Genomic DNA, 23,780 nt, shown 5'->3' with positions numbered 1-23,780 from the left:
AACAATCATGGCCCGCACACGAGCCCCTGACCACGAGAGCCAACGCGACCAGATCCTAGAACTGGCCGCCGCGAAATTTGCTCAAACGAGCTATCCGAGCACGTCGATGGCCGACCTGGCCGCGGCGAGCGGCACGTCGAAAGCGCGCCTTTACCACTACTACGAGAGCAAGGAAGCGATTCTGTTCGACCTGCTCGACCGCTACACGAAGCGGTTGATGCTGATCATCGCCGAGGTGGAAGGCGCGAGTCAGCGGCGCGGGCTCACCGAACGCGAGACGTTCGCCGAGTTGGTCCGCGCATTCCTTTCCGAGTACGAGACATCGCACAGCCGGCACGTCGCGCTGCTGAACGACGTCAAATATCTGGTGGAGTCGCAGCGCGAAATCATCCTGAACCGTCAGCGCGATGTCGTCGCCGCGTTCGCGCGGCAACTGGCGCGTGCATATCCCGAGCGTGTGTCGCGCGACAATCAGACGGCTCTCACGATGATGGTCTTCGGCATGATCAACTGGACGTTCACCTGGCTGAAGCCGGGCGGCCGGATGGGGTATCGGGAGTTCGCGGAGCAGGTGATCGGTATGGTCGATCACGGACTGCTTGCTGCGGCCTCGAAGGGCTGACATTCGGCGCCCCGACGATCGAATGGATGCTTTTCCGCAGCAACTATCGTGCCGTCGTTGCGACACGGCGACGCATCGGTATCGCACGATCACTCTATAAATAATGCTTAAAAATCAGATAGATAAAAAGAAACGCGCATATTTTTAGACGGCACACTCGGGACATTACAGGGTTTTCCCTAGTGATACATCGGGTTTTCCATTAGAATGCTTTTTGCGGCGCATCATGCCGCATAGCTATAGGAGAACCCACCATGACTGAGCAAACTATCCGCGCCGCCGAGCCGATCACTGTCGATCGCTTGTTGAACGTCGCCGGTCGCGCGCCTGTTCTGGTCCGGGAACTCGGCGAGAAAGACCGTCAGCGTCTGCTCGCCCACTTCCTCGAACTTGGCGAAGACGATCGTCTGTTGCGCTTCGGCCAGGTCACGCCGGATCACGTCATCGAAAACTACGTCCGCACGCTGGATTTCGGCCGCGACACGGTGTTCGGCGTCTTCGACCGTCATCTGCAACTGGTGGGCGTCGGCCATCTGGCTTATCTGCCGGCAGAAGGCGACAAGCGCACGGCTGAATTCGGCGTATCGGTATCGGAAAGCGTGCGCGGCCAGGGCATCGGCACGAAGCTGTTCGAGCGCGCCGCCATCCGCAGCCGCAACACGCACGTCACGTCGCTGTACATCCACTGCCTGTCGCGCAACACGACGATGATGCACATCGCCAAGAAGGCCGGCATGAAGATCGAGTACGCCTACGGCGAAGCGGACGCCTATCTGACGCTCACCCCTGCCGATCAGAACAGCATCATCTCGGAAATGCTCCAGGAACAGGCCGCCGTGTTCGACTATGTGCTCAAGCGCCAGGCGCGCAACACGTCGAAGCTGATCGAGTCGTTCATCCCGACCGCGATCGCCGCGTAAGCGCCAGCGAAACCACGAACACCAAAAAGGGCGGCTCCTCAATGAGCCGCCCTTTTCATTTGCCCCGACGCGCGCCGCCTGTCAAAGCGGCAACGCCGTCGTCTCCTTGAACTTCTCCAGCGAAAAGCTCGACTTCACGTCGATCACCGACGGATGCCGCAGCAACTGGTCCTGCACGAAGCGCGAGAAATGCGCCATGTCGCGCACCTGTACACGCAGCAGATAGTCCATATCACCCGTCATCGCGTAGCATGCGACCACTTCCGGCCAGCCCTGCACGGCTACGCGGAACAGTTCCGAGTGAGTCGCGCCCGCCCTCCCCGGCGTGCCGTCGGCGCGCGCACTAAGCGCGGGGCCGCCGCGCTTTTCGAGCCGCACGTTCACGTAGGCGAGCAAATCGAGTCCGAGCATCTGCGAATCGAGCAGCGCGACATAACCGCGGATCACGCCGATTTCCTCCAGGCGGCGGATACGCCGCAAGCACGGACTCGGCGACAGATTCACCCGCTCGGCAATTTCCTGATTCGACAGCCGCCCACTTTCCTGAAGGATCGCGAGAATGCGCCGGTCGATTGCATCTATCTCGATTTCAGCCATGTTCTGCCAGTCAAAAGTTGCCAGACGCAAGAAAATAGCTGAAGCCTAGTGCCGGGCGATTAACTTCGCAAGTTTTCTTCCTGAACCGGCAACTACACTGTTCTTCATCGAATCGCGCAACGCGAAGCGGACCCCGCCATTCAGGAGACAGACATGAAGGTTTCTACCTGGGAGAATCCCGTCGGCACCGACGGCTTCGAATTCATCGAATACACCGCGCCGGACCCCGTCGCGCTCGGCAAACTGTTCGAGCAGATGGGCTTCACAGCGATCGCGAAGCATCGTCACAAGGACGTGACGCTGTACCGCCAGGGCGACATCAACTTCATCGTCAACGCCGAGCCGGATTCGTTCGCGCAACGTTTTGCCCGCCTGCACGGTCCGTCGATCTGCGCGATCGCGTTCCGCGTGCAGGACGCGGCGAAAGCCTACAAACGCGCGCTCGATCTCGGCGCGTGGGGCTTCGACAACAAGACGGGCCCGATGGAGCTGAACATTCCGGCAATCAAGGGCATCGGCGATTCGCTGATCTATTTCGTCGACCGCTGGCGCGGGAAGAATGGCGCGACGCCGAACAGCATCGGCGACATCAGCATTTATGACGTCGACTTCGAGCCGATCCCGGGCGCGAACCCGAACCCGGCCGGACACGGCCTCACCTATATCGACCATCTCACACACAACGTCCATCGCGGCCGCATGCAGGAATGGGCGGAGTTCTACGAGCGCCTGTTCAATTTCCGCGAAGTGCGCTACTTCGATATCGAAGGCAAGGTGACGGGCGTGAAGTCGAAGGCGATGACGTCGCCCTGCGGCAAGATCCGCATTCCGATCAACGAGGAAGGCTCGGAAACGGCAGGCCAGATTCAGGAATATCTCGACGCGTACCACGGCGAAGGCATCCAGCACATCGCGCTCGGCTCGAACGACATCTACCGGACGGTCGACGGCCTGCGCAACTCGAAGATCACGCTGCTCGACACGATCGACACGTACTACGAACTCGTCGACCGCCGCGTGCCCAACCACGGCGAACCGCTGGACGAACTGCGCAAGCGCAAGATCCTGATCGACGGCGCACGCGAAGACCTGTTGCTGCAGATCTTCACCGAGAACCAGATCGGACCGATCTTCTTCGAGATCATCCAGCGCAAGGGCAATCAGGGATTCGGCGAAGGCAACTTCAAGGCGCTGTTCGAATCGATCGAACTGGATCAGATTCGTCGCGGTGTCGTGCAGGACAAGGCTTAACGCGCGCTCGAGCGTCTAGGCCCTACAAAAAAAGGCGAGGATCGATTTCGATCCTCGCCTTTTGTGTTCAGGAAGAGCGCTTCTCTCTGAGCCCGCTCTCATCGGTTACACAGACCCGAGCGCGTCAGCCACGCTGCTCCGTGTCATCTTCGGACGAGCGCCGCTGATTCACCGCGACCGTCGTCGCGGCGACCTGCGTCGTGCGCGTGACAGCATTCGCGAGCGCGTTGGCGCTGTTCGGGCGCATCGGTGCGCTCATCGCGAAAAATGCTGCCGAGACCATCAGGAAGGTCTGAATGTGTTTTGTGTTCATGCGTACTCCTTTTTCGACTGCACAGCGAAGCTCCGCAGCATGCGGAACGTTGCGATTCATGCAAGTGGGGAGTTTAGACCGTCATTTCAAGAGCGGTTCCGGCTGTTTCATGCTTTTACACCCTGTAACAGCCACACACGAAAAAGTTCGCATGACGTCATCGGGATGACATTTTCCACCGTGTTCCATCTCGCATTGTGGTGTTTTCGACGATAGGCGGCGGGTTTTTACCAGTGCTACCATCGCAAAAAAGCCGTCAACATGGCGACCCCGGCCGAAGCATCCACAAGATGCCGAGGCCAATCAGTTTTTGGTGATCCCAGACTGGGTGGAGGAGTACACATAATGAATGCCCCGCTAGACGCTGGCCAGCGAGCCTCGCTCGAAGCCGCGTTGAGTTCCGTCACGCTCGACGACAAATACACGCTCGAACGCGGCCGCGCGTACATGAGCGGCATCCAGGCGCTGGTCCGCCTGCCGATGCTGCAACAGGAACGCGACCGGGCCGCCGGGCTCAATACAGCCGGGTTCATCTCGGGCTATCGCGGCTCGCCGCTCGGCGGTCTCGACCTGTCGTTGTGGAAAGCGAAGAAGCATCTCGCCGCGCACCAGGTCGTCTTCCAGCCTGGCGTCAACGAAGACCTCGCCGCCACGGCCGTCTGGGGCTCGCAGCAGGTCAACCTCTATCCGAGCGCCAAATACGACGGCGTGTTCTCGATGTGGTACGGCAAAGGCCCCGGCGTCGACCGTTCGGGCGACGTGTTCAAGCACGGCAACTCGGCCGGCTCGTCGCGTCACGGCGGCGTGCTCGTACTCGCCGGCGACGACCACGCGGCGAAATCGTCGACGCTCGCGCATCAGTCCGAACACCTGTTCAAGGCCTGCGGCCTGCCCGTGCTGTTTCCGTCGAACGTCCAGGAATATCTCGACTTCGGCCTGCATGGCTGGGCGATGAGCCGCTACTCCGGCCTGTGGGTCGCGATGAAGTGCGTGACCGACGTGGTCGAATCGTCGGCTTCCGTCGATATCGATCCGCACCGCACACAGATTATTCTGCCCTCCGATTTCGCGATGCCCGAAGGCGGCCTCAACATCCGCTGGCCCGATCCGCCGCTCGTGCAGGAAGCGCGGCTACTCGACTACAAGTGGTACGCGGGGCTCGCCTATGTGCGTGCGAACAAGCTCGACCGCGTCGAAATCGATTCGCCGCACGCGCGTTTCGGCATCATCACGGGCGGCAAGGCGTATCTGGACGTGCGTCAGGCGCTGACCGATCTCGGCCTCGATGACGAGACCTGCTCGCGCATCGGCATTCGCCTGTACAAGGTCGGCTGCGTGTGGCCGCTCGAAGCGCAAGGCGCGCAGGCGTTCGCGCGCGGGTTGCAGGAAATTCTCGTGGTCGAAGAGAAGCGGCAGATTCTCGAATACGCGATCAAGGAAGAGCTATACAACTGGCCCGATGCGCAGCGGCCGCGCGTGTTTGGCAAGTTCGACGAAAAGGATGGTGCAGGCGGCGAATGGTCGGTGCCGATGGGAAACTGGCTGCTGCCCGCGCACTACGAGTTGTCCCCCGCGCTGATCGCCAAGGCGATCGCGACCCGGCTCGACAAGTTCGACCTGCCTTCCGACGTGCGCGCCCGCATCGCCGCGCGTATCGCGGTGATCGAAGCGAAGGAAAAGGCGCTCGCGCGACCCAAAGTCGCGATCGAGCGCAAGCCGTGGTTCTGCTCGGGCTGTCCGCACAACACGTCGACGAACGTGCCCGAAGGCTCGCGCGCGATGGCAGGCATCGGCTGCCACTACATGACCGTGTGGATGGACCGCAGCACGAGCACGTTCAGCCAGATGGGCGGCGAAGGCGTCGCGTGGGTCGGCCAGGCGCCGTTCACGAACGACAAGCACGTGTTCGCCAATCTCGGCGACGGCACGTACTTCCACTCGGGCCTGCTGGCGATTCGCGCGGCGATCGCGTCGAAGGCCAACATCACCTACAAGATTCTCTATAACGACGCCGTCGCGATGACGGGCGGCCAGCCTGTCGACGGCACGCTGACCGTGCCGCAGATCACGCATCAGCTCGCCGCCGAAGGCGCGAAGAAGATCGTGATCGTCACCGACGAGCCAGAAAAGTACGACGCGGACGTCGGCCTCGCGCCGGGCATCGACATTCACCATCGCGACAAACTCGACGACGTGCAGCGCGAACTGCGCGAGATCGAGGGCACGACGATCCTGATCTACGACCAGACCTGCGCAACCGAGAAGCGCCGCCGCCGCAAACGCGGCGCGTATCCCGATCCCGCGAAGCGCGTCGTGATCAACGAGGCGGTCTGCGAAGGCTGCGGCGATTGCTCCGTGCAGTCGAACTGTCTGTCCGTCGAGCCGCTCGAAACCGAGTACGGTACGAAACGGCAGATCAACCAGTCGACCTGCAACAAGGACTACTCGTGCCTGAAGGGCTTCTGCCCGAGCTTCGTGACCGTCGAAGGCGGCCAGTTGCGCAAGCCGAAGGCGTCAGGCGTCGCGAGCGATGCGATGCCGCCCGTGCCCGATCCCGAGATTCCGGCGATTGCCCAACCGTATGGCGTGCTGGTGACGGGCGTCGGCGGCACGGGTGTCGTGACGATCGGCGCTTTGCTCGGCATGGCCGCGCACCTCGAAAGCAAAGGCGTCACCGTGCTCGACGTGACGGGTCTCGCGCAAAAGGGCGGCGCCGTGATGAGCCACGTGCAGATCGCGAACCAGCCCGCCGACATCCACGCGACGCGCATCGCGATGGGCGAAGCGAATCTCGTGATCGGCTGCGATTCGATCGTGACGGCCAGCGACGAATGCGTGTCGCGGATGCAAAGCGGCCGCACGCATGTCGTGCTGAACAGCGCGCCCACGCCGACAGCCGAGTTCATCAAGAACCCGAACTGGCGCTTCCCCGGTGCGAGCGCCGACGCAGACGTGCGCGCGGCGGCGGGCGACGACAGTGTCTCTGCCGTCGACGCGAACCATTTTGCCGTCGCGTTGCTCGGCGACGCGATCTATACGAATCCGTTCGTGCTTGGTTACGCCTGGCAGAAAGGCTGGCTGCCGCTGACGCACGAGTCGCTGATTCGCGCGATCGAACTAAACGCGGTGCAGGTCGAGAAGAATCGCGCAGCCTTCGAATGGGGCCGTCGCGCGGCGCACGATCTTGCTGCCGTACGCAAGCTCGCGAACCTGCAAGATCGACTCGACGACGGCAACACGGCGAGCGCCGCGGGCAGCAAGATCGTCTCGCTGCACACGCCGAAAGCGCTCGACACGCTGATCGACAAACGCGCGCAGTATCTCGTCGCATACCAGAACGCGGCGTACGCGACGCGCTATCGCAAGCTGGTCGACGAAGTGCGCGCTGCCGAATCGAAGCTCGATGCCGCCGACGGCCAGATGCCGCTGACGGAAGCCGTCGCCAAGAGTCTGCACAAGCTGATGGCGTACAAGGACGAGTACGAGGTTGCGCGTCTCTATTCGGATCCGGCGTTCATCGAGAAGCTCAAGGCGAATTTCGAAGGCGACTGGAAGCTGAAGTTCCACCTCGCGCCGCCCGCCACCGCGACGACGGACACGCACGGCCATCTGGTGAAAAAGCAATACGGCCCGTGGATGCTCAACGCGATGCATGTGCTCGCGAAGATGAAGTTCCTGCGCGGCACGGCGCTCGACGTGTTCGGCAAGACCGAAGAGCGCCGCACCGAACGCGCGTTGATCGTCGAGTATGAAGTGCTGGTGCGTGAGCTGATCGGCGGATTGACGTCAGAGAAGCGCGCGCTTGCCGTCGAACTCGCGAATCTGCCGGACGGCATTCGCGGCTACGGTCACGTGAAGGACAACAACCTGAAGGGCGTGCGGGCGAAGTGGGCAGCGTTGCTCGCGAAGTGGCGCGCGCCCGAGGGTGGCGCCGAGCGGCACGTGGCGTAGGCATCGTTCGCTGTAGCAAAGGAAAAGGGCACCTCGCGGTGCCCTTTTTCACTTCATCGAGCCAGAAGCGCGCTTACTTCGCGGCCTGGCGATCCACGCTGGCGTTCGCCGAAGCGACAGCCGTCATGTTGATGATCCGGCGCACGGTCGCGGCCGGCGTCAGAATATGCACCGGCTTCGCCGCGCCGAGCAGGAACGGACCGACCGTCACGCCTTCGCCGCCGATCATCTTCAGCAGGTTGTACGTGATGTTCGCCGCTTCGACGTTCGGCATGATCAGCAGGTTCGCTTCACCCGTCAGCGTCGTGCCGGGGAAGGCGGCCTTGCGCACCGCTTCCGACAGCGCCGCGTCGCCGTGCATTTCGCCGTCCACTTCGAGATGCGGCGCGCGCTCGGCGATCAGCTTGCGTGCCTGCGCCATGCGTGCCGACGACGAAGACGGAATGCTGCCGAAGTTCGAGTTCGACAGCAGCGCGACCTTCGGCACGATGCCGAATTTTTCGATCTCGCGCGCGGCGAGAACCGTCATGTCGGCGAGCTGTTCGGCCGTCGGCACTTCGTTCACGTACGTGTCGCTGATGAACAGGTTGCGGCCCGGCAGCATCAGCAGGTTCATCGCAGCGAAGTTGTCGACGTTCGCGGCCTTGCCCAGCACCTGCTCGACGAACTTCAGATGCTCGTGATACGTATCGATCAGACCGCAGATCATGCCGTCCGCGTCGCCGAGATGCACGAGAATCGCGCCGATCAGCGTGTTGAACTTGCGCATCGCGGCTTTCGCGACTTCCGGCGTCACACCTTCGCGCGCGCCGATCTCGTGATACGCCTGCCAGCTCTTCTGATAACGCGGATCGTCTTCCGGATTGACGATCTCGACGTCCTCACCGCACTTGAGCTTCGAACCCATCTTCTTCAGACGCATCTCGATCACGCTCGGACGGCCGACGAGGATCGGCTTGGCGATCTTCTCGAGCAGCACGAATTGCGCCGCGCGCAGCACGCGCTCGTCTTCACCTTCCGCGAACACGATGCGCGCCGGTTGCGCCTTCGCCGCCGCGAACACGGGACGCATCACCATGCCCGTGCGGTAGACGGTCGCGCCGAGCTGCTCGCGATACGCGTCCATGTCCTGGATCGGACGCGTGGCGACGCCGGAATCCATCGCGGCTTGCGCGACGGCAGGCGCGATCTTGATGATCAGGCGCGGATCGAAAGGCTTCGGAATCAGGTAGTCCGGGCCGAATTCCAGCGAGTGCCCTTCGTATGCCTTCGCGACTTCATCGCCCTGATCGGTTTCTTCCGCGAGTTCGGCGATCGCGCGCACGCACGCGAGCTTCATTTCTTCCGTGATCGTCGTCGCGCCGACGTCCAGCGCGCCGCGGAAGATGAACGGAAAGCACAGTACGTTGTTGACCTGGTTCGGATAGTCCGAACGGCCCGTCGCGATGATGGCGTCCGGACGCACCTTCTTCGCTTCTTCCGGGCGGATTTCCGGCTCGGGGTTCGCGAGTGCCAGGATCAGCGGCTTGTCCGCCATGGTCGTGACCATTTCCGGCTTCAGCACGCCCGCGCTCGAACAGCCGAGGAACACGTCGCAGCCGTGCATCGCATCGCCGAGAGTGCGCGCGTCGGTGCTCGACTGATAGCGCTCTTTCGACGCATCCAGATTGCCGCGGCCTTCGTAGATCACGCCCTTCGAATCGACCACCAGCGTGTTCGACTTCTTCAGGCCCAGATGCACGAGCAGATCCAGACACGCGATGGCCGCCGCGCCCGCGCCCGAGCAAACCAGCTTGATCTCTTCCAGCTTCTTGCCGACCACTTTCAGGCCGTTGAGAATCGCCGCCGACGCGATGATCGCCGTGCCGTGCTGGTCGTCGTGGAAAACGGGGATCTTCATGCGCTCGCGCAGCTTCTTCTCAATGTAGAAGCATTCGGGCGCCTTGATGTCTTCGAGGTTGATGCCGCCGAGCGTCGGCTCCAGCATCGCGATCGCCTCGACGAGCTTGTCGGGATCCGACTCGCTCAGCTCGATATCGAACACGTCGATGCCGGCGAACTTCTTGAAGAGACAGCCCTTGCCTTCCATCACCGGCTTCGCGGCGAGCGGCCCGATGTTGCCGAGGCCCAGCACGGCCGTGCCGTTCGTGATCACGCCGACCAGGTTGCCGCGCGAGGTGTACTTCTGCGCGTCGAGCGGTTCGTCGTAAATGGCCATGCACGCGGCCGCGACGCCCGGCGAATACGCCAGCGACAGGTCCAGCTGGTTCGAAAGCGGCTTGGTCGGCGTAACCGAAATCTTGCCGGGCTTCGGATTCTGGTGATATGCGAGAGCGCTTTGCTTCAGTTGTTCGTCCATTTTTTAACCTGCGAGACGTTAATAATTGGGCCCGGCTCAATGTCACGTGCTGCGCTGGCCAATGTCGACGGGATGCTCGACGGCGGCGATTCTCGCGGGCGCCGGTTAGGCGCGGCGTCAAACCTCAGCGGAAAGCAGGCGGCGCTGAGCTTTTTCGGGTCGATTAGTGTACACCCCGGATGAGTCACTTCGGGGGCAGGTTTTGTACCGAATGGATAAGCCGGAGCCGCGCCAGTCTTGCTGCGCCGCGACATGAAAGCACTTCCACCCGGCTCGTCGTCGAGCCGTGGCGAGCGCTATTCGAGCGCTGCGCCGCGGCGTTCGGGGATCAGAAAGAGCGTCGCGAGGATGTCGAGCACGTAGATCGATGCGAGCACGCCGAGCGCCGTCGCAAACGAAAATTGCGCGGCCAGCGCGCCGACTGCGACAGGCCCGAAACCGCCGACCGCACGGCCGATGTTGAACAGCACGTTTTGCGCCGTCGCGCGGGCCTCGGTCGGATACAGCTCGGAGATCAGCGCGCCATAGCCGCCGATCATGCCGTTCACGAACATGCCCATCACCGCGCCGCCGATCAGCAGCGCGACCGGCGTGCCCAATTGCGAATAGACGAACACCATCACCACGGCACCCGCCTGATAGAACAGAAATGCCGGCTTGCGGCCGAAGCGGTCCGCCGCGATGCCGAACAGCCAGATACCGGCCGCCATGCCGAGCACCGTGACGGCCGTCCAGAGACCGGAGCGCGTCAGCGAGTAGCCGAAGGTTTTCGACAGGTAGGTGGGTAGCCAGATCATCAGGCCGTAGTAGCCGAAGTTCTGCACCGAACAGAGAATCGCCACGCCGGCGCTGGCGCGCGTGGTGCGGGCATCGGCGACGAGCAGCCTGAGCGGCGCCTTGGGCGTGCCGCGCGCGGCCCGTTCGGTGAAAAGCGCCGGCTCTTCGACGCGCCGCCGTACGAAAAACGACACGACGGCAGGCAGCAGCCCGAGCGCGAACATGCCGCGCCAGCCGATCACAGGCAACAGTAGCGGCGTGAGCAGCGCCGCCGCCAGCACGCCGAGTTGCCAGCCCAACCCCACATACGACGACACCCGCGCCCGTTGCGCCGCCGGCCACGCCTCTGCGACCAGCGTCATGCCGATACCGAACTCGCCGCCGAGGCCGATCCCGGCGATGGTCCGGTACGCGAGCAGATCGCCATAGCCTTGAGCCAGCGCGCACAATCCAGTGAAGACCGCGAAGATCAGAATCGTCCACGTGAGCATGCGTACGCGCCCGAAATAGTCGCTCAACACGCCGAAAATCAAACCGCCCGCGACCGCGCCGACCAGCGTCCACGTGACTAGCGATCCGGCTTGCGTCGACGAAAGGTGCAGGTCGGCGGCGATGGCGGGCAGCATGAAGCCGAGAATCAGCAGGTCGAAGCCGTCCATCGCATAGCCGAGCACCGACGCGATCAGCGCCCGCGCGGCATAGCCGGGACGGGTGGGCTGGGCGGCTGGGTTCGAAGGCGAAGCGATATTCATGGGCGGCAACCTGATGCGGACATGGGCGGAAGGCCGTCCGTGCGGCCTTCCATGGAAATTTGGCGTGAGTGTAAAGGCGGGCGATGGACGTCACAACCGGGCCCAAAGTCATAGGCCGGATGGACGACCGTCAGGCCGACTGTCCGCTGCGCTTACTCTGTTTCGCCGCCTTCCGCCCTGGGAACAGTCCGAATCGGGTAAAATCGCGGGCTACGCGCGCAGCAAACCGGCCGGTTTCTCAACTCGTCCGGCATGTTTCGCCCACCAGGGCGCGAAACGTTACGCCTGCTGCGCCATCGGGCCGCGCGCCCGCCTCCCAGCTCACCACACCGAAGGATTCGCCCATGACAGGCTTCGATCGCCAGACGATCTCCGACACGACCGCCAAAATGCTGCTGGAAGTCCAGGCAGTGCATTTCAACGCGGAAAAACCGTACATCTTCACTTCCGGCTGGGCGAGCCCGGTATATATCGACTGCCGCAAGCTGATTTCGTATCCGCGCGTGCGCCGCGGCCTGATGGAAATGGCGGAAGCGACGATCCTGCGCGACGTCGGCTATGAGCAGATCGACGCCGTCGCCGGCGGTGAAACGGCAGGCATTCCGTTCGCCGCATGGCTGTCGGACCGCCTGATGGTGCCGATGCAATACGTGCGCAAGAAGCCGAAGGGTTTCGGCCGTAACGCGCAGATCGAAGGTCTGCTGACGGAGGGCCAGCGCGTCCTGCTGGTCGAAGACCTGACCACCGACAGCCGCAGCAAGATCAACTTCATCAACGCGCTGCGCACCGCGGGCGCACAGGTGAATCACTGCTTCGTGCTGTTCCACTACAACATCTTCAAGGAAAGCGTGTCCGTGCTGAAGGACATCGACGTCGACCTGCACGCGCTCGCCACGTGGTGGGACGTGCTGCGCGTCGCAAAGCAACAGGGCTACTTCGAAACGAAGACGCTCGACGAAGTAGAGAAATTCCTGCACGCACCGGCCGAGTGGTCGGCAGCGCACGGCGGCGCGACGGCGGCCCCGCAATAAGCGCTGCCAGCACCGGCGCGTCTCGCACGCAGCCGGTCGGCATACAAAAACGCCGCCTGTCTCTACGACAGGCGGCGTTTTTTATTGGATATGCGCTTTCAGATTTGAGAGTTTGACGGTCAACTTCTCAGCCGACGCCTAAGAACCTTCCGTCGGTCCGGCGCCCGTATCCGCCGCACCCGGCGCATATGACGACAGGTTCATCAAGCCATTACTCTGCGCGTACTGAAATAGTTCGGAGTCCCGTTCGAGTCCGAGTTTGCGCATCGCAGTATTTTTTTGCGTACTGATCGTCTTAATGCTGCGATTCAGCTGTTCGGAAATTTCCTTGATCGTCATGCCGGACACAAAGAGCCGGACGACCTCAAGTTCACGTTTCGACAGAATTACTTCGTCGTTCTTTCCGCCGGTGTTCATGCGCAACGTATCAAGCGCCGTCTTCACCGAAGGACTCATGTATTCGATGTGCCGGCTGACGTGCTGCACTGCAAGACCGATATGACTCAGATCGTCCGATTTGTTGACGACCGAGATCACGCCAAGCTCGCTAAGACGCTTCAACAGCGCAGCATTTTCGAGCATCGTCAGGACGACTATAGGCAAGTCGGGAAAATTCCGACGCAGATAGCCGATCAACGGTAAGCCGTCGCCGTATTGTCCACCTGGCATCGCGAGGTCGGTGACGAGCACATCACACGGCGTCGTCTGCAATATCTTCACCAGCTCGGTGGACTGCTTTGCGCGCGCGACCACGCGTATGCCCTGGAACTTCAGCAACGCCTGTTCTGCGCCAAAGAGAATTACTGGATGGTCATCGGCGACCACGACCCTGATGGGATCTTGCATGGCCCTTCCTTCAACTGACAATCCACGCTCCGAAACTTCAGTCATGCAACCGTTCTTAGTTCTAAATTTCTCGGACTTGTCTGCTTGCTTACAACTGCGGACGACTGCAGCGACTATAGCCGATTTCGCGCCGTACCGGCCCCTCATCGAGCACAAATGGCTTCACAAGATGTAATGTTAGACTCGATTCGTCGCTTGGGCACTAAAAAGGACAACAATCCCTCGTAAAGACAATTCTTTGCGAGCCTGACAGGAGATTCGGCACATGCGCTTGTGTTGCCCGGTCGTTCCGCCCGCTTCGTTACGTTCGTTCCTGCCGTTTCTGAATTTCGCATCGATGCGCGCCGCTTCGCTCGTTGCTGTCCTGTTCTCGCTTTACGCATCGGTGGCCCATGCAGACACCGCGTTCACCGTCACGAGCGCCAACCTTCGCGCAGGCGCCACCGTCGACAACGCGCAGGTGCTCGACCGCTACGACTGCAAAGGGCAGAACCGTTCGCCGCAACTCAGCTGGCACAACCCGCCTGACGGCACGCGCAGCTTCGCGGTCACGATGTTCGATCCCGATGCGCCCGGACGCGGCTGGTGGCATTGGGCCGTCACCGGTATTCCCGCGACCGTCGACCGCCTGCCGGAGAACGCCAGCGCATCCGGCTTTCTTGGGAAACTCGGCGCCGTCGAGGCGCGCAACGACTTCGACTTCGACGGCTATGGCGGCCCCTGTCCGCCGCCCGGCAAGCCGCATCGATATGTGATCACCGTGTACGCGCTGAATACGTCCAATCTCAGGCTCGCGCAAGGGCGGCCGTCGTTGATGTTCGATCATGAGATCAGCACGGCGACGCTCGGCTACGCACGCATGATCGTCACGTACGGCCGCTAGTCTTCGGCAGTCGACTTAAGAGAAGTGCGGCGTCTTCTCGATGCGTCTGAAACCAGCCGCACGGTTCGCTCGTTAGACTTACGACAATCTTTGCAACGATGGAGCTGTCGATGTCCAAAATCATCATCGTGTATCACAGCGGCTACGGTCACACGAAAAAGCTTGCCGAAGCGGTGCTCGCGGGCACGCTCGACGGCGGCGCCGATGCGAAACTCGTCGCGGTCGGCGAACTGGACGATGCCCTCTGGGCCGAACTGGACACGGCCGACGCCATCATCTTCGGCGCGCCGACTTACATGGGCGGCCCATCCGCCGACTTCAAGAAGTTCGCCGACGCAAGCTCGAAGCCGTGGATGGGACAGAAGTGGAAAGACAAGATCGCTGCGGGCTTCACCAATTCGGCGACGATGAACGGCGACAAGTTTTCGACGATCCAGTACCTGATCACGCTCGCGATGCAGCACAGCATGATCTGGGCTGGACTCGGCATCATGCCCGCCAATACGAAGGCGGCGACGCGCAACGACCTGAACTACGTCGGCGGCTTCGCGGGACTGCTGTCACAGTCGCCCGCCGACGCCTCCCCCGACGAAGCCCCGCCGCCCGGCGACCTCGACACGGCGAAGGTGTTCGGCGCTCGCATCGCCGCCGTGACGGCGCGCTGGAAGGCCGGACAGCCGGTGTGAATGCGCCCGGCACGGCGGCCGGGTACCGCGCCTGTCATGCCGCTGTCACTGTTGCGGCGCAACGTGTTTTTCTCCCGATTCCGCGCACACGCCGCCTCACGGTCTTAAAATAACGTTCCGGCGCGCTTGACGCCCCGTTTTACCGCCGTTTTATCAGCCAGCGAGATTGAGATGAGCACGAAAGTTTTTGTCGACGGACAGGAAGGCACGACCGGCCTGAAGATCTTCGAATACCTGTCGCAGCGCGCAGACGTTGAAATCCTCCGCATCGAAGAAGCGAAGCGCAAGGATATCGACGAGCGCCGTCGTCTCATCAACGCGTCCGACGTCACGTTCCTGTGCCTGCCGGACGTCGCATCGCGCGAATCGGCGTCGCTCGTCGAGAACGACCGCACGGTGCTGATCGACGCGAGCACGGCCTTCCGCACCAGCGCCGACTGGGCTTACGGCCTGCCCGAACTGGCCCGCGCACAGCGGGAGCGCCTGCGCACGGCCAAACGCATCGCCGTGCCGGGCTGCCACGCGTCGGCCTTCGTGCTGGCCATGCGCCCGCTCGTCGAAGCGGGCGTCGTGCCGGCCGATTTCGCAGCGCACAGCTACTCGATCACCGGCTACAGCGGCGGCGGCAAGAAGATGATCGCGGACTACGAAGCGGGCGGCAACGCCAAGCTCGACAGCCCGCGTCCGTACGCGCTAGGCCTCACGCACAAGCATCTGCCGGAAATGGCCGCGCACACGGGCCTCAAGAGCGCGCCGATCTTCACGCCGATCGTCGGCAGCTTCTACAAGGGCCTCGCCGTCACGACGTATTTCACGCCCAGCCAGCTGGCCAAGCCGACCACGCCGCAAGATGTGCAGGCCCTCTTCGCCGAGTACTACAGCGGCGAGCAGTTCGTGCGCGTCGCGCCGTTCAACGCCGACGACAACCTCGATAGCGGCTTCTTCGACGTGCAAGCGAACAACGACACGAACCGCGTCGACCTGTTCGTGTTCGGCAACGAAGAGCGCTTCGTGACAGTCGCGCGGCTCGACAACCTCGGCAAGGGTGCGTCGGGCGCAGCGATCCAGTGTATGAACCTCGCGATCGGTGCGGACGAAGCCGCGGGCCTCACGCGCTAAACCCATCCTCTAGACGGCTCGCGCCGTCCCGCGTATCACAAAGCCGGCATTCAAACGCCGGCTTTTTCTTTTTTGGCTTATCGATCCGCGATTTAAAACCGCTTATTAAACACGCGATAACGCCTTTCAATTTTCCCACTATTTCGAGCACTCCTGAGGGCAGGTATTTAATGCCTCCCTTTTCAGTTTAAAGGCATCTATTACCGCATAGGGATATTCCCGATTTTTTAGCGAACGAACGTTCGAAGATGATAGATGCATTTTTGCCGAATCGCCCACCCATCAAGGCCAGACGAGAACGCAACGAAATCCGTCCGACGCACCAAAAAGCTGTTTTGTTTTAAAACACGCGCCTCGAAGCGCCATGCGACTTTCCGCGAAAAACGCGCTGTTTGAATCGGTCTTTTTAGACGGTTCGTTCAATTGACAGTTTTAAATCGCGCGGCGAAATTAGCTCGCAAATCAGATGCCTTGCCATAAATCGAATGAGACGGGAGTCAGACGTGAAAACGCCGGCTCAAGTCGACACAGGGAGACAGCAGCATGGACGCCATTTCAAAAGGGCTGGCATGTGCTATTGCCAGCGTGCCGTTTCTGATCGCCTGCAGTGGAGGAAAAGCAGGCGATCCCGGTTCGATCCAGACCAACCAATGCTCGGGCTCGAACTGCGGCGTGCAAGGGCCGCCGTCGCAAACGGCCGACACCAGCACGCTCTGCCCCGCCAACGCCGACATCGGCGCGAGCACGTATCTCGGCGGCGCGGGCAGCGGCGAAGTGGTGTCGCTGAACATCGACGCCGTGAAGATGACGTACACGCTGAAGTTCTTCGACTCGCCGGTTCCCGTGGCGGCGGGCAACGTCGACAACACACGTGCGAACACGACCGTGACGGGCGCGGTGATGCACCCGCCCACCGGCATGCTGCCCAACGCCGAACAAACGCGCTGTGCGTTCATGCTGACGCCCGCGTCGGGCACGGCGCCGTCGACGGGCTCGACCTACACGACGCCGTTTTCGTCGACTAATCCGCCCATCGTGTTCGTCGGCAAGGGCGTCGCGGGCGGCGGGATTCCCGGCGCGACGATTTCGTACTCAGGCCCGCTCGGCATCGGCTCGGTCAACTCGCGCACCTTCGACTTCTACCCGTTCCTCGGATTCGCCAGCACGTCGACCGATCTGTCGAAACTCGCCGGCACGTACAACGGCTTGCTCTATCACATCCAGCCGACGGCACAGTTCGCCGCACGGGCCATCAACACGATCGAAACTTTCGATGCGAACGGTGCGTGCACCGCGCCGACCAACCCTGCGACGTCGACCGCCTCGCCGAGTTCGCCCAGCTCGACGGGATGCCTGACCACCGGCGATGCGTACACGCTGAACGCCAACGGCTACTTCGACAGCACGACGGCGCCTCAGATCGAGGCGCAGTACAGGATCGGCGGCCTCGTTACGACGGGCAAGTCGGCCAGGACTCACATGATTCTCGGCCAGCTCAACGGCGCGACCGTGCCTGTCGTCGTGCGGACGGGCAACGTGAACACCGGAACCCCGGCAATCGACGACGAATCCGGCATCGCGATGCTCGCCAGCGCGACGCCGCTCGCATCGGGCGGCTTCAACGGCGGCTACGTCGGCGCCGACTCGAACTTCCGGTACACCGCATCGCTGATCTCGGGCGGCCTCGGCAGCTTCATCAATCCGACCACGCAGGCAGCCGAGAGCGGCTTCGCACTCCAGTACGGCCAGAGCAGCGACGGTCTCGTCACGGTCGCCGACGCGCAGGGCAATCCGGGCCTCGCGATCGCCGCAGGCGGCCTGTACGCGATCTTCATCAACGGCACGGAGAACGGCGGCGTCGCGCCGAGTTCCGCCAACGCCGACACCGTCAATTCGCCGTACTTCAGCGTCGGCGCGCAGATCAGCAAGTAGGCGGCATCCCCATCCGCAGAACAGGCCGTGCAGAACAGGCGGCCATCGAGGCAGGTCGGCAGCATCGCTAGATCACAAGACCGAGAGGCGGCTGGACTGGGAGCTGGCCGCCCATAACAAGACTGGAGGCACAATGAACTGGAAGATCCTTTTGGCGCTGGCCTTTGCAGCGCCCTTGCTCGGCGCGTGCGGCGGCGCGGGCAGCGAAGGCGCGCCGCCTGTGGAAGCGCGCCTGTGTCCCGCCTCGCTCGACTACGGCACGACCTTCACGGGCGGTGGCGGTGACGGCGAACTCGTGAAGCTGCAACTCGATACGACGAAGATGACCTGGCAGGTCAGCTATGTCGAGTCGCCGATTCCCGCCACGACGGGCACCGTCGAGCCGACGCGCAAAGGCCAGACGGCTTCGGGCACGCTGACTCAGGAAACCCTGCTGCCCACCAACAAGCTCAACCAGTGCGCGTTCCGCCTGAACGGCGCGAGTCTCGATCCGAACCGGCCGGCGCGCATTTTCGTCGGCGAAGGCGTCGCGGGCGGCACGATTCCGGGCGCCGAGATCTCGTTCGACGGCGTGCTCGGCCAAGGCAAGGTGCCCGACACGAAATTTCCGTACTACCCGTTCATAGGCTTCTCGACGATCGAGACCAATCTGGCCAACATCGTCGGCACCTACAACCAGCTCGGCTATCACCAGATTCCGTCGCAGAACTTCGCGCCGACGGTCGTCGATACGAAGATCACGATCAACGCCGACGGCACCTGGACGGAATGCGACAACGCGGGCGTCAACGCAGGCAAGTGCCAGCAGCCGGGCACGAACTGGGTTCAGTCGTCGGACGGCAGCGGCGCGTTCGAAACCGACAACTTCCAGGGCCAGGGCAAGCCGACGCAGGCGTCGTCGCCGGCCGGCAAGGGCTTCATGATCGTCGGCAAGCTGCGCAACCAGAACGTGCCGATCCTCATCCGCACGGGCTACGCGACCTCGTCGCTGGCCACGAATTCGCAGAACGGCGTGAGCCTTCCCGTCGCCGACGACGAATCGGGTATCTCGATTCTCGCGCCGCAGTCGAACATCGCGGTCAACTCGCAGAACGGCGAGTACATCGGCGTCGACAGCGAGTTCGACTACCGCACCAACGCGCTCGTCGGCACGCAGGCGACGCTGCTCGATCCGTTCAATCCGTCGCAGGCGTCGCTCACCAAGGCGCTGAATCTCGACTTCACGCAGAGCGTGCCCGGCGTCGTGACATCGACGTACACGAGTGCGGCCGCAGGCAGCGCGCCGACGGGCAAGTTCATCTTCACGGGCGGCGTGTTCGGCTTCCTGGATCTGTCGAACGCGTCGTCGCCGTACTTCACGATCGGCGCCTTCGTCCAGTGACGGGCGCAAGGTTCATCGCGAAGTTCACCTCGACGTCCACCGCTTAGAACGCAACGAGGCGACCGCCGCCCGGCCGCTCCCCTGCCCGCGCGCAGGGGAGCGGACAACGCGGGACAGACGGCATCGATAACGCCGTCGTCCGCAAGGCAGGCCGCCCGCTCAGGAGGAACAGAATGAGAAAGCACGTGATCGCGGCTTGGGCCGCTGCATTGGCCGCCGCGTTGTCCTTTGCGTCGCTGGACGCGTACGCACAGAAAGCGGGCGACAACCTCGTCACGCTCGGCTGGTTTCACGTCATGCCACAGGATTCGAGCACGCCGCTCACCACGCATGTCGCGCCCGTGCCGATCAACACGCCGCTGCGCCTGCCGAGTTCGTTCACCTCGCAGGGCACGAGCCTGTCGACCAACAACGCCGACACGGCCGGTCTCGTGTTCTCGCACTTCGTCACGGACCATTTCGCCGTGACGTCGGTGGCGGGCATTCCGCCGAAGTTCGAGATCTACGGCCACGGCACGATCCAGCCGCCCGGCCCGGCGGGCGCGCTCGGCAAGCAGGATATCGGCGACCCGGCCGTCAATCCGATCGTCAAAAGCGTGCGGCAATGGAGTCCGGCGCTGATCTTCCAGTATTACTTCGCGTCGGCGACGGCGAAGTTCCGGCCGTTTCTCGGCATCGGCGTGTCGTACAACTGGTTCAGCGACATTCAACTGAACAATAACTTCGTCACGTCGACGCAGGACAACCTCGGCGCGATTCTCGCCGCGGGCGCGGGCAAACCGGGGAAGACCACGGTGGAAGCGAAGGCGTCGTCGTCGTGGGCGCCCGTGTTCAATGCGGGCGCGATCTACAACGTCACCGATCACTGGGGCATCACCGCCTCCGTCACCTACATTCCACTGAAGACGACTTCGTCGGTGATCATCAAGGCGGCGGACGGCACGGAACTGGGGGTATCGAAGGCCGAGCTGAAGGCCAATCCGATCATCACGTATCTCGCGGTCTCGTACAAATTCTGAGCGCGCGACCGGCTGGCAGAAACCGGGCGAAAAAAAAGCCCGCCAAGGTGGCGGGCTGAATCCATATCAGAGGAGACATGGAGGAGACAAGGCGAACTATAGCAAATCGCTTGGTGCATCGCAACATTCCGCGTTAGAGCGTCGGCTCTAGGTTACATAAGGGTGACAAAACGTCGCACCGCACCGCTCAGGTGCATTTTTGTGCTTCGCATCATAAAACGCTGCTCGACGCGCCCCGATCAGTGCCGCACTAGCGCCATCATCGCGCCGAAACCGACGAACACGCCGCCCGTCAGCCGGTTGAACGCCTTCGCGACACTGCTGCTCTTCAGCTTCGCGCCGATCTGCGTGCCGCAGGCCGCGTACACGACGTACCAGCTCACTTCCATCACCGCCGTCGTGGCGACGAGAATCGCGAATTGCGGGAGCGTCGGGCGTGCCGCGTCGATGAATTGCGGCAACAGCGCGGCCGAAAACAGAATGGCCTTCGGATTGCTGCCGCCGACGAGAAACCCATTGCGCATCAGTGCGCCGCGCGACGGGGCGCGCTTGCCGCCCGCCTCGCCTGCGCCGGCTGAGGATGCGTCGACCTGCGCCGCCGCAGCTTCGCTCACGGGCGCGCGCCACGCCTTCACGCCGAGCCAGATCAGATACGCCGCGCCGAGCAGGCGCAACGCGTTGAACATCGTCGGCCATGCTTTCAGCAACACGCCGAGGCCTGCGACGGAGACGGCGAGCATCAGCATCAGCGACATCAGGCAGCCTGCCATCGTGGCCGTGGTTTGACGCATGCCGTAGCGCGCGCCATGCGTCATCATCAACAGCATGTTCGGGCCGGGAATTGCGCAAACGACGAAAATCGTGGCCACGTAAAGCCACCAGGTATGCAGACTCATGATGCGTATTGCTCGCTGAAAAAGGAAAACGGGCGGGACGGACATTATGCCCGTCCCGCCCGTTCTGACGCCGGTTCGCACCGTCCGCCGATGCAAATGACCGCAAGCATCGGCAATCAACCAACCGGCAATGCGTCAGCGCCCCGCGCGACGCGATGCGACCTGGCCCAGCACCGCGAAATCCTTCTCACCGTCGCCGTGAGCGACGGCTTCGATCAGGCTGTCACGCACGACGCTCGCCACCGGCAGCGGCGTCGAAACCAGATCGGCGGCCGCCAGCGCGAGACGCACGTCCTTCAGACCTAGACGCGCCTTGAAGAGCGCCGGCTCGTAGCGCTGTTCCGCGATCATCTTGCCGTAGCCCTGATAAACGGGGCCAGGAAACACGCTGTTCGTGATCACGTCGAGAAAATCCTGCATCGCGACGCCATGACCGCCGAGCAGCGCCGACGCCTCGCCGAGCGATTCGACGGCGGCTGCCAGCATGAAATTCGCCGCCAGCTTCACGACGTTCGCCTGCTGCGGCAGCGAGCCGATGCGCCACGTCTTCTGGCCGATCGAATCGAATACCGGTTGAACGCGGTCGATCGCCTCGGCGGGACCGGCGGCGACGATCGTCAGCTTCGCCGCGGCGGCGACGTCGGGCCGGCCCATCACGGGCGCCGCCACGTAGTGCACGCCTCGGCTGGCATGCGCAGTCGCCAGCTCTTCGGCGAGCGATACCGAGATCGTCGCCATGTTCACGTGAATCAGCCCGCGCGGTGCATGCTCGAGCAGCGACGCACTGATGACATCGCGCAGCGCGGCATCGTCCGCGAGCATCGAGAAGACGGCATCGCCCGTGAAGGCTTCCGCAGGCGAACCGACCACCTGTGCGCCCAGCCCGACGAGCGGCTGTGCCTTCTCCGCCGAGCGGTTCCAGACGCGCACGCTATGCCCGGCTTTCAACATGTTTGCGACCATCGCCGCGCCCATTTCGCCGAGACCGATAAAACCGATGTCCATCAATAGCTCCTGTTGAAGAACCCGAAGTAGAGCACAGCCGCGCACGTCGTGCAGGTATTTGCCCATCGGCGCGGCGCTTCTGGCGGTGCGATACTGGCGTCATGGTCACCGCGACTTTCCGCTTCTACGAGGAATTGAACGACTTCCTGGCGCGGCCGCTGCGCCGGCAATCGTTCACTTGCGAGTGCGCGCGCGCCGCCTCGGCCAAACATATGATCGAGGCGCTCGGCGTGCCGCATACGGAAGTCGAACTCATCCTCGTGAACGGCGAATCGGTCGGTTTCGAGCATCAGTTGCAGGAAGGCGATCGCGTTGCCGTCTATCCGAAGTTCGAGGCGCTCGACATCCAGCCCCTTCTGCGCGTGCGCGAGCGGCCGCTGCGGGTGGTGCGTTTCGTTGCCGACGCGCATCTCGGCGGGCTCGCGCAACTGCTGCGGCTCGCGGGCTTCGACACACTTTACGACAATCACTACGCGGATTCGCATATCGAATCGATTGCATCCGATGAAGACCGCATCGTACTCACCCGCGACCGCGAGCTGCTGAAACGCCGCACGATCACTCACGGCTGCTACGTGCGCGCGCTGAAGCCCGAGGCGCAGTTGCGCGAAATGTTCGACCGGCTCGATCTGGCGCGCAGCGCGCAGCCGTTTCGCCTGTGCCTCAGCTGCAACGTGCCGCTGCGGCGCATCGCGAAGGACGAAGCGCTCGGCCGCGCCCCCGATGGCGTGCTCGAACGGCACTCGCAATTCGTCACCTGCGACGTGTGCCGGCGCGTCTTCTGGGAAGGCTCGCACTGGCGGCGCATGCGCGCGCTGATGGACAGCGTGACGGGCGAGGCGGCGCCCGCGAAGTAGGCTGAACGCACGGGCGGCGTCTTTCGATATCCATCATTCACGCACCGCGCGATGCGTACAATGTTGGATTGCTTACCCGTTTGAGGTTTTCCGCATGGCAATGAAGAAATTCGACCTTGAGAAAAACAAGGCGCTGAAACTCGGCAACGACATGAAACAGGCGCTCTCCGCTGACCGCTTCGGCAAGGCGTCGTCGCAACAGCCACAACTCGACCGCCGCGAGCAGCGCAAGCTCGATCAGGCGAAAGGCCTCGTACCGTTCGCGTGCAAGCTGCCGGAGAAACTCGTCGAGCAGTTGAAGGAGCGCGCTGCGACGCATCCGGAAGGTATGAACGGGCTGATCGCCGAGCTGCTCGTCAACGGGCTCGCAGCGAGCGCCTGAGCCGCGCCTCATGCGTCGCTCGTCGCGTCGCTATCGTCTGCCAGGCCCGGAAGACCGACGCGAAACCGGTGCGCCAGATCGGCATAGGGGGTAGCCAACAGGCTACGCCCCTGCCACACCACCCGGCATGCGGGTCCGCACCGGGCGGTTCGGGAAGTTGAGGTCAGGAGAGACGGGGTAGGCCTAGTCGGTCGAACCATG

General features: G+C 62.8%; 20 protein-coding genes. 13 read left to right on the top strand and 7 right to left on the bottom strand.

Annotated elements, in window-relative coordinates:
* Positions 1-7: 7 nt before the first annotated feature.
* The gene (locus G3N95_RS39080; RefSeq protein WP_205975422.1) at positions 8-622 is read left to right on the top strand and encodes a TetR/AcrR family transcriptional regulator; all 615 of its coding nucleotides are present in this window, start codon (positions 8-10) and stop codon (positions 620-622) included.
* 254 nt (positions 623-876) lie between these two features.
* A complete protein-coding gene (locus G3N95_RS39075) occupies positions 877-1,542 on the top strand; it encodes a GNAT family protein (RefSeq protein WP_205975421.1) in 666 nt (221 codons plus the stop codon).
* Between the two features lie 81 nt (positions 1,543-1,623).
* On the opposite strand, the gene G3N95_RS39070 is transcribed toward G3N95_RS39075, so the two are convergent.
* On the bottom strand, positions 1,624-2,139 hold the full coding sequence (locus G3N95_RS39070; RefSeq protein ID WP_205975420.1) for an Lrp/AsnC family transcriptional regulator: 516 nt from the start codon (positions 2,137-2,139) through the stop codon (positions 1,624-1,626).
* Positions 2,140-2,292: 153 nt separating this feature from the next.
* On the opposite strand from G3N95_RS39070, the gene hppD reads away from it, so the two are divergent.
* Entirely contained in the window at positions 2,293-3,390 is a 1,098-nt protein-coding gene (gene hppD, locus G3N95_RS39065; RefSeq protein WP_205975419.1) for a 4-hydroxyphenylpyruvate dioxygenase, read from the top strand.
* Positions 3,391-3,514: 124 nt separating this feature from the next.
* Here the strand turns inward: hppD and G3N95_RS39060 are convergent, their stop codons facing one another.
* Positions 3,515-3,703, bottom strand: a complete 189-nt coding sequence (locus G3N95_RS39060) for a hypothetical protein (RefSeq protein WP_205975418.1) — start codon at positions 3,701-3,703, stop codon at positions 3,515-3,517.
* A gap of 345 nt (positions 3,704-4,048) precedes the next feature.
* Between G3N95_RS39060 and G3N95_RS39055 the strand changes: the two genes are divergently transcribed.
* Positions 4,049-7,654, top strand: coding sequence for an indolepyruvate ferredoxin oxidoreductase family protein (locus G3N95_RS39055; RefSeq protein WP_205975417.1), 3,606 nt, complete (start codon positions 4,049-4,051; stop codon positions 7,652-7,654).
* A 73-nt stretch (positions 7,655-7,727) separates the two neighbouring features.
* On the opposite strand, the gene G3N95_RS39050 is transcribed toward G3N95_RS39055, so the two are convergent.
* Both G3N95_RS39050 and G3N95_RS39045 read right to left on the bottom strand, forming a co-directional pair.
* Positions 7,728-10,013: an NADP-dependent malic enzyme gene (locus G3N95_RS39050; protein WP_205975416.1), complete on the bottom strand. Its 2,286-nt coding sequence runs from the start codon at positions 10,011-10,013 to the stop codon at positions 7,728-7,730.
* 296 nt (positions 10,014-10,309) lie between these two features.
* Positions 10,310-11,542, bottom strand: a complete 1,233-nt coding sequence (locus tag G3N95_RS39045; RefSeq protein ID WP_205975415.1) for an MFS transporter — start codon at positions 11,540-11,542, stop codon at positions 10,310-10,312.
* Between the two features lie 344 nt (positions 11,543-11,886).
* On the opposite strand from G3N95_RS39045, the gene G3N95_RS39040 reads away from it, so the two are divergent.
* Complete coding sequence (locus G3N95_RS39040) at positions 11,887-12,573, top strand: orotate phosphoribosyltransferase (protein WP_035991642.1); 687 nt, start codon at positions 11,887-11,889, stop codon at positions 12,571-12,573.
* 138 nt (positions 12,574-12,711) lie between these two features.
* Here the strand turns inward: G3N95_RS39040 and G3N95_RS39035 are convergent, their stop codons facing one another.
* On the bottom strand, positions 12,712-13,419 hold the full coding sequence (locus G3N95_RS39035) for a response regulator transcription factor (protein ID WP_205975414.1): 708 nt from the start codon (positions 13,417-13,419) through the stop codon (positions 12,712-12,714).
* A gap of 265 nt (positions 13,420-13,684) precedes the next feature.
* On the opposite strand from G3N95_RS39035, the gene G3N95_RS39030 reads away from it, so the two are divergent.
* The 6 genes from G3N95_RS39030 (at position 13,685) to G3N95_RS39005 (ending at position 20,439) form a co-directional block, all read left to right on the top strand.
* The gene (locus G3N95_RS39030; RefSeq protein WP_205975413.1) at positions 13,685-14,302 is read left to right on the top strand and encodes a YbhB/YbcL family Raf kinase inhibitor-like protein; all 618 of its coding nucleotides are present in this window, start codon (positions 13,685-13,687) and stop codon (positions 14,300-14,302) included.
* A 110-nt stretch (positions 14,303-14,412) separates the two neighbouring features.
* The gene (locus G3N95_RS39025; RefSeq protein WP_205975412.1) at positions 14,413-14,988 is read left to right on the top strand and encodes a flavodoxin family protein; all 576 of its coding nucleotides are present in this window, start codon (positions 14,413-14,415) and stop codon (positions 14,986-14,988) included.
* Positions 14,989-15,159: 171 nt separating this feature from the next.
* On the top strand, positions 15,160-16,107 hold the full coding sequence (gene argC / locus G3N95_RS39020; protein WP_205975411.1) for an N-acetyl-gamma-glutamyl-phosphate reductase: 948 nt from the start codon (positions 15,160-15,162) through the stop codon (positions 16,105-16,107).
* Between the two features lie 543 nt (positions 16,108-16,650).
* Positions 16,651-18,039 carry a DUF2957 domain-containing protein gene (locus G3N95_RS39015; protein ID WP_205975410.1) on the top strand — a complete coding sequence of 463 codons (1,389 nt, stop codon included), beginning with the start codon at positions 16,651-16,653 and terminating at the stop codon, positions 18,037-18,039.
* A gap of 133 nt (positions 18,040-18,172) precedes the next feature.
* Complete coding sequence (locus tag G3N95_RS39010) at positions 18,173-19,420, top strand: DUF2957 domain-containing protein (RefSeq protein WP_205975409.1); 1,248 nt, start codon at positions 18,173-18,175, stop codon at positions 19,418-19,420.
* A 173-nt stretch (positions 19,421-19,593) separates the two neighbouring features.
* A complete protein-coding gene (locus tag G3N95_RS39005; protein ID WP_205975408.1) occupies positions 19,594-20,439 on the top strand; it encodes an OmpW family protein in 846 nt (281 codons plus the stop codon).
* Between the two features lie 239 nt (positions 20,440-20,678).
* Here G3N95_RS39005 and G3N95_RS39000 read toward each other — a convergent pair whose 3' ends face one another.
* Both G3N95_RS39000 and G3N95_RS38995 read right to left on the bottom strand, forming a co-directional pair.
* Positions 20,679-21,335, bottom strand: a complete 657-nt coding sequence (locus tag G3N95_RS39000; protein WP_205975407.1) for a LysE family translocator — start codon at positions 21,333-21,335, stop codon at positions 20,679-20,681.
* 135 nt (positions 21,336-21,470) lie between these two features.
* On the bottom strand, positions 21,471-22,340 hold the full coding sequence (locus G3N95_RS38995; RefSeq protein ID WP_205975406.1) for an NAD(P)-dependent oxidoreductase: 870 nt from the start codon (positions 22,338-22,340) through the stop codon (positions 21,471-21,473).
* Between the two features lie 101 nt (positions 22,341-22,441).
* Between G3N95_RS38995 and G3N95_RS38990 the strand changes: the two genes are divergently transcribed.
* The gene (locus G3N95_RS38990; RefSeq protein WP_205975405.1) at positions 22,442-23,197 is read left to right on the top strand and encodes a Mut7-C ubiquitin/RNAse domain-containing protein; all 756 of its coding nucleotides are present in this window, start codon (positions 22,442-22,444) and stop codon (positions 23,195-23,197) included.
* Positions 23,198-23,291: 94 nt separating this feature from the next.
* Entirely contained in the window at positions 23,292-23,579 is a 288-nt protein-coding gene (locus G3N95_RS38985; protein ID WP_205975404.1) for a hypothetical protein, read from the top strand.
* Positions 23,580-23,780 lie beyond the last annotated feature (201 nt).

Source organism: Paraburkholderia sp. Tr-20389, from assembly GCF_017104565.1.
GTDB lineage: Bacteria > Pseudomonadota > Gammaproteobacteria > Burkholderiales > Burkholderiaceae > Paraburkholderia.
Note: the sequence above shows the minus strand (reverse complement) of the source record. Positions and strands in the feature narration are given on the sequence as shown.

Excerpts from the sequence above, each read along its gene's own strand:
- G3N95_RS39050 (WP_205975416.1), bottom strand. The coding sequence starts at position 10,013 with ATGGACGAACAACTGAAGCAAAGCGCTCTCGCATATCACCAGAATCCG.
- G3N95_RS39040 (WP_035991642.1), top strand. The coding sequence starts at position 11,887 with ATGACAGGCTTCGATCGCCAGACGATCTCCGACACGACCGCCAAAATG.
- G3N95_RS39075 (WP_205975421.1), top strand. The coding sequence starts at position 877 with ATGACTGAGCAAACTATCCGCGCCGCCGAGCCGATCACTGTCGATCGC.
- hppD (WP_205975419.1), top strand. The coding sequence starts at position 2,293 with ATGAAGGTTTCTACCTGGGAGAATCCCGTCGGCACCGACGGCTTCGAA.
- argC (WP_205975411.1), top strand. The coding sequence starts at position 15,160 with ATGAGCACGAAAGTTTTTGTCGACGGACAGGAAGGCACGACCGGCCTG.
- G3N95_RS38990 (WP_205975405.1), top strand. The coding sequence starts at position 22,442 with ATGGTCACCGCGACTTTCCGCTTCTACGAGGAATTGAACGACTTCCTG.
- G3N95_RS39000 (WP_205975407.1), bottom strand. The coding sequence starts at position 21,335 with ATGAGTCTGCATACCTGGTGGCTTTACGTGGCCACGATTTTCGTCGTT.
- G3N95_RS39080 (WP_205975422.1), top strand. The coding sequence starts at position 8 with ATGGCCCGCACACGAGCCCCTGACCACGAGAGCCAACGCGACCAGATC.
- G3N95_RS38995 (WP_205975406.1), bottom strand. The coding sequence starts at position 22,340 with ATGGACATCGGTTTTATCGGTCTCGGCGAAATGGGCGCGGCGATGGTC.
- G3N95_RS39015 (WP_205975410.1), top strand. The coding sequence starts at position 16,651 with ATGGACGCCATTTCAAAAGGGCTGGCATGTGCTATTGCCAGCGTGCCG.
- G3N95_RS39035 (WP_205975414.1), bottom strand. The coding sequence starts at position 13,419 with ATGCAAGATCCCATCAGGGTCGTGGTCGCCGATGACCATCCAGTAATT.
- G3N95_RS39045 (WP_205975415.1), bottom strand. The coding sequence starts at position 11,542 with ATGAATATCGCTTCGCCTTCGAACCCAGCCGCCCAGCCCACCCGTCCC.
- G3N95_RS39060 (WP_205975418.1), bottom strand. The coding sequence starts at position 3,703 with ATGAACACAAAACACATTCAGACCTTCCTGATGGTCTCGGCAGCATTT.
- G3N95_RS38985 (WP_205975404.1), top strand. The coding sequence starts at position 23,292 with ATGGCAATGAAGAAATTCGACCTTGAGAAAAACAAGGCGCTGAAACTC.
- G3N95_RS39010 (WP_205975409.1), top strand. The coding sequence starts at position 18,173 with ATGAACTGGAAGATCCTTTTGGCGCTGGCCTTTGCAGCGCCCTTGCTC.
- G3N95_RS39030 (WP_205975413.1), top strand. The coding sequence starts at position 13,685 with ATGCGCTTGTGTTGCCCGGTCGTTCCGCCCGCTTCGTTACGTTCGTTC.
- G3N95_RS39025 (WP_205975412.1), top strand. The coding sequence starts at position 14,413 with ATGTCCAAAATCATCATCGTGTATCACAGCGGCTACGGTCACACGAAA.
- G3N95_RS39070 (WP_205975420.1), bottom strand. The coding sequence starts at position 2,139 with ATGGCTGAAATCGAGATAGATGCAATCGACCGGCGCATTCTCGCGATC.
- G3N95_RS39055 (WP_205975417.1), top strand. The coding sequence starts at position 4,049 with ATGAATGCCCCGCTAGACGCTGGCCAGCGAGCCTCGCTCGAAGCCGCG.
- G3N95_RS39005 (WP_205975408.1), top strand. The coding sequence starts at position 19,594 with ATGAGAAAGCACGTGATCGCGGCTTGGGCCGCTGCATTGGCCGCCGCG.